Consider the following 12415-nt stretch of genomic DNA (forward strand, 5'->3'; position numbering starts at 1 on the left):
TCCGTCCCGGCTCACCACGCCTGGCGCCACGAGATCGGGATCACGTTGGTCGCGATCTGCGGCAGGTTGAGCGGCTGCAGCGCGATGCCGCCGCCCTTGGTGACGCCGAGGAAGGCCTTGGTCTCGTCGTCGCCGAAGGTCACCTTGATCGAGGTCGGGATGCTCTGACCGATGACGACGAAGCGGTCGGCCGCGATCAGCGAGCCGCCGGTGCCCGAGCCGACGCCGCCGCCAGCCGCCTCGCCGCCGCCGAGCCCGGCGCCGCTGGTGCCGGCCAGGTCGAGCGTCGGACCGCCGACCAGCGGGTCGACGACGTAGATCTTCGCCGTGCCGCCCGCCTGGCAGACCGCGCTCGACGGCGTGAAGGTGGTGAAGGCGACGTTGAAGTACACCGTCGGCGGCGCGAGCACCTTCTCGCCGTTGCCACCGAGCCGGATGTACCAGCCGTGCTTGCTCTCGATCTGCTGACGCAGGCTCTCGTAGCCCGGCGTCCCTGGCTGCTGGACGTTGTTCGTCACGTCGACCAGGTCGCTCTCGTCGAGGTTGTTCGTGCCGTCGTCGCGCACCGCGTAGAAGCGGTCGGTGTACTGGGTGGTCATCGGGCTCGAGCGATCGCCCGTGCCGAAGTAGACCATCACCGAGCCGTTATTGATGACGGCGTCGGGCTGGTAGAAGATCCGCCGGAACTCCGGCGTCGAGAACAACCGCTGGACGGTGAAGTCGTGGTTGATGCGCCACAGCCGGCCGTCCATGTCGCCGATGTAGCCGCGGTCGAAGATCTTGTCGCCGTTCACATCGAACAGCAGCGGATCGCTCGGGATCGCGTAGGTCAGGCCGCTTCCCGACGCCTGCGCGCGCTTCGCACCGGTCAGCAGGTCGACCATGTAGATCGTCCGGCCCATGGCGCTGCCCGACGTGTTGGGATCGCCCTGCTCCGGGTCGTCGAAATGCGGATCGTAGCCGCCGCCGAACACCGCGACCTCGACCGGCGAGCCGCCGTTGGCGAACTTGCCGAGCGCCGGCGTCGACCAGGTCTGGCCGAGCTCGCTGAAGCCGCTGGTCGTGTTGTTGATGCGCCACAGGAGCACCGGCGCCGTCTTGTTCGTGATGTCAAGCGCATAGTACGCGCGCCCACCGCGGCCCAGCCCGAAGACCATGATCTTCTGCGAGCCGACCTCGCGGTACTTGGGCGACGCGTCGACGAAGAACGGATGCGAGCTCGCCTGCCCGGGCCGCAGCTCGTTCAGCCTTTCGAGCACGTCGGGCGGCACGAACGCCCAGACCTCCTCGCCGGTCGCGTCGTCGAACGCGTGCAGCATGCCGTCGTTCGCCCCCACGATGACCAGCGCATCGGGGTTGGCCGCCGTGCCGTAGTTCACGATCAGCGGCACCGAGTGGATGATGTCGCCGAGAAGCCAGAGGCGCTTCTCCGTCGTGTCGCCGTCGCCGTCCTGGTCGTAGGCATCGAGGCCGTGCACGAAGTCGATCAGCGCGTCACGCTCGAAGGTGGTCTCGTCGGCGCCCGTCAAGCCAAGCATCGCCGGCGTGATCGCGGAATTGGCCTTCGAGAACGCCTGCGCCGACGCGGTGAGCGGCACGTTGAGCAGACCCGTTGCCGTGCCGGTGTAGGTGTAGATGTTGCGCGGCGCCGTTCGCTTCACCAGCCGCTCGCCGACGCCGCCCTGGACGACCGAGTTGCCGGACGCGGTGGTGTCCCACTCGGACATTGCGTCCGAGCGTAGCGTGCCATCGGCGAGCGTCGCCGCCCCCTGGCCTCCGATCGTGCACGTCGACGACCCCTTGTTGCAGATGGTGCCGTTGTTGCGGTCGAGGTTGTACTTCTTGATGTTGCCCGGCCAGTCCTGCTGCCCCTCGCGCGGCGCAAACATGGCGATGTAGATGCTGTTCCCCGACTCCGTGCGGTTGGTCTGGCTGACGGGCACCACCGGCGCGACGAAGGTCTGCGCGTCGTTCTTGATGAGGTTGATCGCCTCGCGCAGCGCGTCGTCGAGCTGGTCGGGGTCGGTTGCCGACAGGCACTCGCCGCCGCCGTACTTCTTCGCCGCACGGTAGAGCAGCGAGCCGCCGCCCGGGCTTTCGTCACCGTCCGCCGGCGGCTGGCAGTAGTCGAAGCCGAACGACACCGCGAACAGCACGAGCGGCTGGTTGTTGGTGTTCCCGAGCGGGTACAGGCCGCGGATCTTCAGCATCGCGTCGTCGAGGTAGTCCGAGCCGCAGTTCACCATCTCGCCGGTGTACGCGATGTAGTTCGGGCTTGCCGGGTTCTCCTTGCCGTCGCCGTTGAGGTCGCCCGGGTTGCCGAGGAAGTTCTTGACGCGGTTGAACGTGCACGCGGTGGCCGGCGAGGTGAGAAAGTCCGCCTCCGCCTCGGGGACGCCGTCGGTCACCATCAAGACATAGTTTCGCTGGCAGGGGTACTGCACCGGCGACGACCAGCCGGATTTCGTCACCTGGCCGTTGAAGTACTTCCAGGCGTCGATCAAGCGGTGCACGGTCGGCGTGCCGCCGTTCGCAACCATGTTGGAGATCAGCGAGGTCAGCGTCGCGCGCGCCGATGCCGTGTTGTCCTGCACCGGGAAGAGGAACTTGTTCTGGTTGGTCTCGTGCCAGGCCGTGACGGCGCTCGAGCTGCCGTAGTTCATCGTCGAGTAGTTGATCCCCGACGGATTGAAGTTCATCAGGCCGAAGCGAATCTTGCGGTTCGCCGGATCGTTGATCAGCGCCGTGAGGACGCCTTGCGCGACCGCCATCTTGTTCTGCACCGCGCAGGTGTTGGTGACGCCCGGACACTGCGAGTTGGAGGTGCAGGGGTCGAACGGCGGCAGCGAGCAGTTCTTCGGCGGGTTGGTCTCGAAGTTGAGGCGATTGCCGCGCTTGCGGCGCGACTCGCGGTCGTCGGTGTCGTCGCCGCCGGGCGGCGGAATGTTGTCGACGAACGAAGCTGCACACGAGCTGTTGTCGACCTGCCAGTTCGTCTGGGCGTTGCGGCACGTGCAGTCCGAGTTGACGTCGCCGCCCCTGATGCCGTTGCGGTCACGGCAGCGGGTGTACACGGTGCCGGGGTTGTACGAGCCGGTGTAGATCGTGTTCGGGTACGTGTTGTACGCCTGCTGGCCCATGCTCCCCGAGTTGTCGACGATGATGAGCACGTTCGGTTCGACTTGCGTGCCGGTGAAGATGTCGGTGTCGAGGGCACGAGCCGGCGTCGCGAGCGCGAGCGTCAGCGCGACGACAACCGCTAGCGCCCCCCATCGCGAGGTTCGTTCGTCGAGCTGCATCACGTTCCACTCCACATCAGGTCGGCCCTTCGCTCGGACCGCGGCTCAGCTACCGCAGTCGGCGCACGGACCGGGCTTCGCGGCTTGCATCTGCACGGCGCTCCTCGGGTCGACGCCGTTGGTGTTGGCGAACTTCACGCCGTCGACGTTGAAGTAGTACATCTTCCCGAGGCCCTCGTTCTGACCGAACTGGGCGGCGCGCACCCGGCCGTCGGTGGTGCGGATCAGCAGGTTGCCCGGCAGCGCGCGGTACTCGGTGAACACCACGGCGGCCTGGCTGTCCTTCATGCCGAGCTCGGCCTCGAGGTTCTTCGTGCGAACGACGTTGTCGGGCTGGAACAGATTGACGTCGCCGAGCGCGTGGTGCGCCGCTCCGTCCGCCAGGTGGAACGCGCGCGTCGCCTGCGCCGACAGTGCGCCCGTCAAGGTCGACATTTGACCGCTGCGCGACACGGTGAGCGCGAGCGCCGCGAGCGCGACGGTGAGACCCAGCGCCACCACCAGGACGAGGCCACGTTCGTTGCGGATCTGTCTCATGGCTTCAGCTCAGCTCGAAGCGGAAGGCGAGGTTCCGCATGTTGGCTTCGGTTTCGACACGCGACGTCGCGGTCGGGTTGTCGCCGAGCTTCGAGGACGGCGCCTGCGTCGCCTGGAACTCGACGATGACCGAGCGCACGTCGCTGCCCGGGTTCTCGGTGACGACGCCGTCGTGATCGACGAAGTCGATGTCGAAGACGGGCACGTTGTCGGCGACGATCTGGTTGTTGCGCAGCAGCAGGGTGCCGTTCCAGGTGTACTGCACGACCTCGATCTGCGTGACGAACGGCCCGATCGGATACGACTTGGTGAGCGGCGAGCTTAGGCCGAGCGTGACGTTGCCGCCGCTCGAGCCCACGCTCGTGATCCTGCGGATCTCCGACGCGAGCCCGCTGTCGACCAGGACGAAGTTGTTCGGCTCGAAGGAGCCCATCGCGGGCGGCGTCACCGAGATCGTCGACGTGCCGGCGTTGATCGCGGTCGCGACCGTGGTGGTGACGTTGCTGAACGCGCCGCGCAGGGTGAGCGTCGTCCAGCCGCCCGAGGTCGTGACCGACACCGGAGGATGGTTCGCCGCGTCCGCCGGCGACAGGCCGAGCATGCCGAAGCCCGCCATGCGCAGGTCTTGCAGCAGCAGCTCGCCCGCGCCGCGGCTCGTGAGCTGCGCGTCGGCGAGCCCGGTCTGGAACGCCGCGCTGCGCCCCTGCACCCGCACCGCGGCGAACACCGTGCCGACCACGAACAGCCCGATGAACGACGCGACCAGGAGCTCCATGATCGTCATGCCGCTCTGGTCGCGGAGTCGGCTCCGCGCGCGCGTCTGGCTCATGGGTTGGTCACCTGGCTCACGACGGTGGTGAAGGTGAGCGACTGCGGACCGAACCGGTCGGTCCACGTCGTGGTCACCGTGACGCGCCGTCCGTTGGGGACGTTCGTCACCTGACGGTTGATGTTGAAGGTCACGCCCTCGACGGTCTCCGTGCCGGACCACGGCGTGATCTCGGCGAGGTCGCTGCGCCGCATCAGCTCGATCTGGCGGTCGGTGACGAAGCGGGCGTGGCCCTGGTTCTTGCCGAGCGACTGCGCACGGCTCGAAACCGCGTGCACCCCGGCGAGACCGAGGAAGGCGAGGCCGATGATCACGATCGCGACCATCGTCTCGACGATGGTGAAGCCGCGCTCGTCGCGTGCGCGACGCCGTGCCCGATGCGCCATCACTTCCAGGCCCCTCCGACGCGCCGGCAAAGCCGCGTGCGCCCCGCACCGGTGACCGCGACGTTGTAGGTGTTGGTGCCGTCGGTCGAGCCGATGAAGTACGACGCCGTCCCGTTCGGCAGCCCGCGCGCGTTGAACACGAGCTGACCGCTCGGGGCCGGCTGGCCCGCGTCGAAGCCGAAGCAGTTGGTGCCGGCGCCGTTCGTCCGGAACTCGACCTCGGGCATCGTCGTCCCGAGGGACGCGCTGCGCACGATCGGGTCGGTTCCGGGATTGATCGCGGGCGGGGACGCGGCGCGCTGCACACGGTAGTTCACGCCGCCGCCGCCGGTCACGTTGATGTAGTGCGGCACGCCCGTGCGCTGCGCCATGACACGTGCGTACTCGATGTCGCCGAGCAGCTGATTCGCCACCGTGTGCGTGCGCATCTGCGTGGCGATGGCGCTGAAGCGCGGAATCGCGATGCTGGCGAAGATCGCGACGAGGCTCGTCACGACCATCGTCTCCATCAGCGTCCAGCCTGCGTTGCCCAACACGCGGACGGCCCTCACCTCCCCCAGGATCGCTTTCCGCATGTACGGCGCGTGACGAGGTGCGATGCCCTCGAACCGACCGGCTCTCGCTTGGCAACCCACCTACACCCTCCCGGCCGGGGCGGTTTGCAAGCGATGTTCCGCCCGCGGGTGCCGCGTTGCGCGCACAAACCCTTGCCCTGCCGACCGTTTTCAGTAGGTTCGCTGCCACGCGCGGCACAGCAGCGGCATTTTCTTGACGGAGCGCGCGTTTCATCACGCCTCCACCGCGCGTCTGCTGCGCGACAGGAACATGCGAATGCCGGATGAGACTTCGGCAGGATCGACGCGCTCCTCGAGGGCGACGCTGCGTCTTCGCACCCGGGTCGCGCTGATCCTGGCCGGCGTCGCGCTCGGCCTCGCGGCCGGCGAGGTCGTGGCGCGTCTCGTCGGCTTCGAGTTCCGCCCGCACATGCGCAACCGCGTGTACTTCGCGCAGCCCGATCCGCTGCTCGGCTGGCGCAACCGGCCGGGCGTCGCCGGGCCGTACGGCGGCGACGAGTTCCTCACCTGGGTGACGATCAACCCGGCCGGCCAGCGCGGGCCGCTGCACCCGGTCGAGCGCGTGCCGGGTCGGCGGCGGATCGCATTCCTCGGCGACTCGCAGACCTGGGGCGACGGCGTCGCGGACAACCAGACCTTCGTCGCGCGGCTCGACGGCGGCGACACCGAGGCGCTGAGCTTCTCGTGCCCCGGCTGGGGAACGGATCAGCAGCTCCTCGCGCTCCGCAGCGACGCGCAGCGCTATCGTCCGGACGTCGTCGTGCTCGCGACCTTCGTCGGCAACGACCTGCGCGACAATACGAGCCGCGGCACGTTCCAGTACCCGAAGCCGTACTTCACGGTGCAGGACGACGGCTCGCTGCGGCTCGAGGGCGTACCGGTGCCGTACTCGCGCGCGATGCACGCCCTGATCGAGGGCTACCGCGCGGTCATGCGCCGCTCGGCGGTGCTCAACGCGATCGCCGAGATCTCGCGCAAGGACTGGAGCGTGCGGAGTGCTTCGGCGGTGCAGCCGTCGGTCGCGCTCGCCCAGTCGGTCTACACGGCGGAGCTCAGCCCCGAGGACGCGCAGCGGCTCGACCTCACCGTGCGCCTGATGCGCGAGGTCGCGCGCGAGACGCGCGCGATCGGCGCCGAGCCGGTCGTGCTCATCATCCCCGAGCTCTGGCAGGTGGAGGTCTACAACGACCGCGAGCTGCGCCGCCGCCTGCAGGAGAGCGGCGCCGACTTCCGCCGGCCGCAGCGCGTGCTGCGCGCCGCGATGGAGGCCGACGGCATCGAGGTGATCGACGCCCTGCCCGCCCTCGCGCGCGCCTCACGTCGCCTCGCCCGCGCGGGTCAGCACACCTACTACCCGCAGTGGCGGCACCTGAACGCGAACGGCCACGCCGTGCTCGCCCGCCTGCTCGCGTCCCGGCTCGGCGTCAAGCATCGTCGAGCGCGAGCAGCGTCGGACGACGCGGCAGACGCAGCGCCGAGTCCGCCGCCAGGATCTCCGGCCAGCCAAACCGCACCGAGCAACCCTTCGCGAAGCTGACGCTCTCCGCCCACACCATTCCGGTGATGCGGCACGGCGCGCCCGAGATGCGCAGCTCGCCGGCGACGTAGAGGACGCCCTGCCAGTCGACGGCGCCCTGCAGGTCGAGCGCGCCGCGTGCGAGGACGACGCCGTGGCCGACGAGACCCGGTGCCGCGCCCGGACGCACGACGAGCGCAGCAGGAGCGCCCGACACCCCCTGCACCGCCGCGAGCACCGACGGATCCTGCTCGGCGAGCCCGGTCGCAAGCGCGAACGCCGCGACGTCGAACGCCCGCGCGCGACGCCGCAGCGTCGCCCCGGCGAGCGTCGCGCCCGCGCCGGCCAGCGTGCTGCGCGCGAGCTCCGCGAGCTCGACGGTCGACGCGCCCACCGCGGCCTGCGCGCCGTCCCCGGGCTGCGTTGCGTCAAGCAAAATCCCGCCTGCTTCCGGCGGCAGCCCCTCGAGCGCGGCGGCGACGCTCACCGCGCCGGACGCGACGACGAGCGCCGCCGGCGCGTACGGCTCCACCTCGCGTCCGATCGTGGCGCGTACCACGCGCTGCGCGCCGCGCACCGCGGTCGCGGACGAGCGCAGGCGCACGCGCTCGTCCGCGTCCGCCGCGACCGTCACGCCGTAGCCGAACGGCGGCCCCGGGAAGAAGACGAAGCCGCCACCGCCGATCGGCAGCGGCCCGGGATCCGAGGCGTCCGACAGCCCACCGGTGCCCGCCACGAGGTCTTCGAAGCTCGTGCCCGGCGCGATCACCGCGAGCGCGTGCCAGACGCCCGCCTCGGCGCTGTACCGCGCCTGCTCGCGAGCCCGCGCGCTGCCCGCGACCCAGAGCTCGCTGCGCACGAGCCAGAGCGTCGCGCCGGTCACCGACGCGAGCAGCGCGAGCACGAGGATGCTGCCGAGCAGCGCGATGCCGCGCTGGTCACGCGCCACGCGCGTCCCGCTTCCCCGCGACGCCACGTCAGCGCCCCTCGAGCCGCAGGCGCAGCGCCGCCGCCGTGCGCTGCCGCGCCTGCGCCGCAACCACGCCGACCTGCTCGTTGACGTCGAGCTCGAGCGCGACGCGGCGCACGCGATCGCGCGCCTCGGCCGTGAGCTCCGCGCCGCCAGACGGGATCTCCGCGCCCGCCTCGTCGAAGTAGCGCAGGCGAAGACCGCCCGCGGGCACGAGCGAGGCGATGCTCATCGACTGGTTGCCGAGCCAGCGCACGAAGCGACCGCCCGAGCTCGGCGAGCGGTCGAGGATGATGCGCTCGTCGCTCGCGAGGTCGACCGTGCCGTCGCCGTCGCGATCGTGCTGCAGCACGACGCGCCCGCCGTCCGCCGCGGACAGCGCCTCGATCCCGCTGCGTCGCGGGTCGCTGCCCGCGACCTGCACGTCGCGCGCGGCGACGGTGAGCGCCCAGGCGGCTCCGCCGGTCGCGGCGAGGCTCGCCTGCAGCCGCCGCGCGACCGCGACCTGCACGCGCAGCAGCTCGATGCCCGCGCCGACGACCAGCGTCGCGAGCAGGCACCCGATCAGCAGCTCGACGACGGTGAAACCGCCCTGTCCTGCCAACGAACGCGGGACGCTCCCGCGCCGGCGCCGCGCAGCCCAACCATCCCATCTTCCCCATCTCCGCCGGCTCACGGTGCGCTCCTTCCCGGCGCCGCCGCGACCAGCGTCAGCAGCGTGAGCTGCGGATGGTCCCAGCGCGACGTCACCTCGAGCCGCACCAGGTCGCGCGCCGGCTGATCGTCGAGCACGCGCCAGACGCGCGTCACCGCGACGCCATCGAGCACCGTCGTGTCGTTGCCGCTGCGCCGATCGGCGGGCCGCGTCGCGATCAGCTCCTCGAGCTTCTCGGACGCCGCCGCGAGCCCGGCGGCCTCGGCGTGCGCGGCGCGCTCGAGGCGAAGCATCGCGAGCGCCGCCGTGCTCGCGACGACACCCGCAGACGCGATCAGCGCGACCGCGACCAGCGCCTCGACCAGCGTGAAACCCTGCTCCCTCGCTCTCGCCTCATTCAACGGTGATCCTCCCGCGCTGGTTGACGATCACGCGACGGCGCTGGTCGCCGGCGCCGAGCGTGAACGTCGCGTTGTCGGCGAGGCCAGAGGGGAAGAAGCGGACGTCGCCGCCCGAGGTGGCGTCGGCGACGAAGGTGTCGGGCGGCAGCTCCTCGGGCGGCGCGTCGAGCGACTCGTCGAGCGGCGACAGGACGAAGCGGCGTGGGCCGTCGAGACGCAGGAGCCAGGTGCGTCCCTCGGTCAACGCCGCCGTCCGACCGCGCGCCATCGCCGCCGCGAGACGCAGCGTCGCCGCGCGCAGCTCGGCGGCCTCGCGGTAGCTCGCGAGGCTCGGCCAGGCGACGCCGAGGACGACGCCGACGAGTGCCACCGCGACGACGGTCTCGATCAGGCTCGCGCCACGCTCGCCCAGCGCCGACGCTCTCGCCGCGGACAGCAGCGTGAAGCCGCCGCCGAGAGCTCTCCGCGCGCCGCTCCGCCGGCACGCGCGCCGGCTCGCGCCCCACCCTTCCTCACGACACGTTCCCATGCCCGCTCCACGACCGCGCTCAGGCGGCCATCGAACGAGGGCGAGGGGGAGAACGTGCCTCTAGCCGATCGCGGATCCTCGGCGCAAGGGGTCGCGCGTCAAACCAGAGTATTCATGTACCAGGCGACAATCCGGTCGCCCCAGAGCAGCGTGATCAGCGCGCCCAGCGAGAGGAACGGGCCGAACGGGATCGCCAGCCGCCGATCGCCGCCGCGCGCGAGCATCAACGCCGTCCCGATCACCGAGCCGAGCAGCGACGCGACCAGCAGCGTGACCAGCACGCCCTGCCAGCCGAGGAAGGCGCCGATCATCGCGAGCAGCTTGATGTCGCCGCCGCCCATGCCTTCGCGGCCGGTCGCGAGCTCGTAGACCCAGGCGACGAGCCACAGGACGCCGCCGCCGATCAGCACCCCGAGCGCCCAGGCCTGCACCGCCGACCAGCGCACCTCCGCCGGCGCGACCAGCGCGAGCAGCAGACCGACCGCGATCCCGGGCAGCGTCACGCGGTCGGGGATGATGCGGTGGTCGAGGTCGATGTAGGTCACGACCAGCAGGCTGCACACGAAGTAGAACGCGAACGCGAGCCCGAGCCCCCAGCCGAACTCGAGCGACAGGACCAGCAGCAGCACGCCGGTCAGCGCCTCGACGATCGGGTAGCGGATCGAGAACTTCTCCCCGCACGCGCGGCAGCGCCCGCGCAGCAGGAACCAGCTCAGCACGGGGATGTTGTCGTACCAGGGGATGGTCCGCCCGCAGCTCGTGCAGTGCGAGCGCGGCGCCACCACCGACTGCCGCAGCGGCAACCGATGGATGACGACGTTGAGAAAGCTTCCGGTCGCCGCTCCGAGGGCGAGCGCCATTGCGCCCATCATCAGGTCCTCTCCCCGCACCTTGTGCCGCAGAATGTCATGCGCCCCCCGAGCCGGCCAAGGCGACGGTGCGACGCGCGTCGTCGCCGCCCGCGCCGCTACGGCCGCCCGCGCCCGCGAGCCTGCGGTCGAGCTCGGCGCTCAGCGCCAAGAGCTCCGCGTGCCGCGGCGAGAGCGCCATCAGCTCGTCGCGCAGCGGCGCCGCCTGCGCGAGGTTGTCGCGCGCGAGCAGCGCCGCGAGGATGCCGAGCTTCGCATCGAAGCTCTTGTTGTCCGAGTTCAGCGCGCGCACGAAGAGACGCGCCGCCTCGTCGATCTCGCCGTCGGCAAAGCGCATCCGGCCGAGCAGCACGAGGCTCGGAGGATGCCCCGGGTCGAGCTCGATCGCCTTCTCGAGCCAGACGCGCGCCGCGTCCGGACGGCCCTCCTTCAGCTCGACGAGACCGAGCCCGTACGCCGCCATCATGTGGCGCGGATACGCGTCGAGCGCGGCGTGGAACAGCGCGCGCGCCTCGTCGTGCGCGCCGCGATCGAGCAGCACCTTGCCGTACGCCGCTTGCACCTTGGCGCTCGGCGACGTCCGCATCTCGTACGCGAGCAGCGTCGCGTCGTCGTGCCAGACCCGGTTGTAGGACAGCGTCAGCACGGCGTAGGCCGCGAGCAGCGCGACGCTTCCGCCGATGCGCACGACCCGGCCCGCGTGCTCGACGAGCAGCCACGCGACGAGCGCACACACCGCGACGCTCGGCACGTACGCGAGGCGCTCGGCGAACCCCGCGCCGATCGGCAGCAGCACGTTCGACGTGATCGCGAACGTGCCGAAGAACCAGAGCCCGACGAACGCGAGGCGCAGCGAGCCGCGCGCGATGCCGACGACCGTCGCGACCGCGAGCGCCGCGCAGAGCGCGAGCCAGAGCAGCGGCGCCGGCGCCCCGACGCCGTCGAACAGCCCGGGCGTGCCGAAGCTGTAGTCGGCGCTGAGCCGCCAGGGGAAGACGCACATCGCGAGGTAGCGACCGAGCAGCGCGAGCGCGTGCGCGACGCGCGACGGCGCGTCGCGCGCGATGAGCGGGTTGTCGATCGGCGCGATCACGGCGCGCGACAGCACGTCACCGCCGAGCACCGCGTGGCGGACGACGAAGAAGCACAGCGCACCGACGGCGAGCGCCGCGAGCGGGGCCGCGCTGCCGCGCGCGACGCGACGCCAGCGCTCGCCGAGCGCAACGCCCGACGCACCGGCGACCTCGGCCCGCGCCGCCACCAGCAGCGGCACCGCGACCGCGATCGTCAGCGCGCTCTCCTTCGCGAGCAGCGCCGCGAAGAGCGCCGCCGCGCCGAGCACCAGCCGCGCGACCGGCAACCGTCCGTCCGCGCGCTCCGTGCGCGGCACGACGAGCAGCGCCGCGCCGATGCCGAGCAACGCCGCGAGCAGCTCCGTCCGGTTCGCGACGCTCGCCACCGCCTCGACGTGGATCGGGTGCAGCGCGAAGAGCAGCGCGCCGAGCAGCGCGACCGGTCGAGCAAAGAATCGCGCGAGCAGCAGCAGGACGAGCACCGAGACGCCGGCGTGCAGCAGCGCGCTCGTCAGGTGGTAGAGCCACGGCTCCGGACCGACGAGCGCCCAGGTGAGCGCGTAGGTCAGCGTCGGCAGCGGACGGTAGACGTAGCCCGGCCACGTCGACTGCGAGAACACCGCCGGCAGGTGCGCCAGGCTGCGGACGTAGAGGTTCTGCTCGACCTGGATCGCGTCGTCGAACGGAAACCCGTTCCAGAGCGTGTTGACGTAGATCAGCAGGCCGGCGGCGAACACCGTCAGCGCCGCGACACGGAGGCTCGCGCGCTCGCTCAC

The 12415-nt window shown here is 71.0% G+C and carries 12 protein-coding genes; 1 reads left to right on the plus strand and 11 read right to left on the minus strand.

Translation table 11 applies throughout. The features are described 5' to 3' along the window. Positions 1 to 11: 11 nt before the first annotated feature. From VIS07_07565 to VIS07_07585, 5 genes are read right to left on the minus strand one after another with little or no spacing between them, the layout of a single operon-like run. Positions 12 to 3299 (minus strand): PilC/PilY family type IV pilus protein, encoded by a 3288-nt coding sequence (locus VIS07_07565; GenBank protein HEY8515354.1) that lies wholly within the window; start codon positions 3297 to 3299, stop codon positions 12 to 14. Positions 3300 to 3344: 45 nt separating this feature from the next. Beyond that, positions 3345 to 3836: a hypothetical protein gene (locus VIS07_07570; GenBank protein ID HEY8515355.1), complete on the minus strand. Its 492-nt coding sequence runs from the start codon at positions 3834 to 3836 to the stop codon at positions 3345 to 3347. Positions 3837 to 3840: 4 nt separating this feature from the next. Continuing rightward, a complete protein-coding gene (locus VIS07_07575) occupies positions 3841 to 4665 on the minus strand; it encodes a hypothetical protein (protein HEY8515356.1) in 825 nt (274 codons plus the stop codon). Further along, a complete protein-coding gene (locus VIS07_07580) occupies positions 4662 to 5051 on the minus strand; it encodes a prepilin-type N-terminal cleavage/methylation domain-containing protein (GenBank protein ID HEY8515357.1) in 390 nt (129 codons plus the stop codon). The genes VIS07_07575 and VIS07_07580 overlap by 4 nt, the downstream gene beginning before the upstream one ends. Further along, positions 5051 to 5587 carry a GspH/FimT family pseudopilin gene (locus VIS07_07585; protein ID HEY8515358.1) on the minus strand — a complete coding sequence of 179 codons (537 nt, stop codon included), beginning with the start codon at positions 5585 to 5587 and terminating at the stop codon, positions 5051 to 5053. The genes VIS07_07580 and VIS07_07585 overlap by 1 nt, the downstream gene beginning before the upstream one ends. Positions 5588 to 5882: 295 nt before the next feature. Between VIS07_07585 and VIS07_07590 the strand changes: the two genes are divergently transcribed. Then, on the plus strand, positions 5883 to 7163 hold the full coding sequence (locus VIS07_07590; GenBank protein HEY8515359.1) for an SGNH/GDSL hydrolase family protein: 1281 nt from the start codon (positions 5883 to 5885) through the stop codon (positions 7161 to 7163). Here VIS07_07590 and VIS07_07595 read toward each other — a convergent pair. The 6 genes from VIS07_07595 to VIS07_07620 all read right to left on the minus strand — a co-directional run bounded on the left by VIS07_07595 (position 7051) and on the right by VIS07_07620 (position 12415). Beyond that, positions 7051 to 8091 (minus strand): hypothetical protein, encoded by a 1041-nt coding sequence (locus tag VIS07_07595; protein ID HEY8515360.1) that lies wholly within the window; start codon positions 8089 to 8091, stop codon positions 7051 to 7053. The two genes, VIS07_07590 and VIS07_07595, sit on opposite strands and share 113 nt — an antisense overlap. A 28-nt stretch (positions 8092 to 8119) precedes the next feature. Beyond that, positions 8120 to 8716, minus strand: a complete 597-nt coding sequence (locus tag VIS07_07600; protein ID HEY8515361.1) for a hypothetical protein — start codon at positions 8714 to 8716, stop codon at positions 8120 to 8122. Positions 8717 to 8784: 68 nt separating this feature from the next. Further along, positions 8785 to 9168, minus strand: a complete 384-nt coding sequence (locus VIS07_07605; protein HEY8515362.1) for a prepilin-type N-terminal cleavage/methylation domain-containing protein — start codon at positions 9166 to 9168, stop codon at positions 8785 to 8787. Continuing rightward, a complete protein-coding gene (locus VIS07_07610; protein HEY8515363.1) occupies positions 9161 to 9697 on the minus strand; it encodes a GspH/FimT family pseudopilin in 537 nt (178 codons plus the stop codon). The genes VIS07_07605 and VIS07_07610 overlap by 8 nt, the downstream gene beginning before the upstream one ends. A gap of 98 nt (positions 9698 to 9795) precedes the next feature. Further along, positions 9796 to 10557, minus strand: a complete 762-nt coding sequence (locus VIS07_07615) for an A24 family peptidase (protein HEY8515364.1) — start codon at positions 10555 to 10557, stop codon at positions 9796 to 9798. Between the two features lie 46 nt (positions 10558 to 10603). Beyond that, entirely contained in the window at positions 10604 to 12415 is a 1812-nt protein-coding gene (locus VIS07_07620; protein ID HEY8515365.1) for a tetratricopeptide repeat protein, read from the minus strand.

It is taken from the genome of Candidatus Binatia bacterium (assembly GCA_036563615.1).
In the GTDB taxonomy this organism is placed as follows: Bacteria; Desulfobacterota; Binatia; order UBA12015; family UBA12015; genus DATCMB01.

Coding starts and splice junctions, on each gene's coding strand:
- VIS07_07565 (HEY8515354.1), bottom strand. CDS start 3,299: ATGCAGCTCGACGAACGAACCTCGCGATGGGGGGCGCTAGCGGTTGTC.
- VIS07_07570 (HEY8515355.1), bottom strand. CDS start 3,836: ATGAGACAGATCCGCAACGAACGTGGCCTCGTCCTGGTGGTGGCGCTG.
- VIS07_07575 (HEY8515356.1), bottom strand. CDS start 4,665: ATGAGCCAGACGCGCGCGCGGAGCCGACTCCGCGACCAGAGCGGCATG.
- VIS07_07580 (HEY8515357.1), bottom strand. CDS start 5,051: ATGGCGCATCGGGCACGGCGTCGCGCACGCGACGAGCGCGGCTTCACC.
- VIS07_07590 (HEY8515359.1), top strand. CDS start 5,883: ATGCCGGATGAGACTTCGGCAGGATCGACGCGCTCCTCGAGGGCGACG.
- VIS07_07610 (HEY8515363.1), bottom strand. CDS start 9,697: ATGGGAACGTGTCGTGAGGAAGGGTGGGGCGCGAGCCGGCGCGCGTGC.
- VIS07_07615 (HEY8515364.1), bottom strand. CDS start 10,557: ATGGCGCTCGCCCTCGGAGCGGCGACCGGAAGCTTTCTCAACGTCGTC.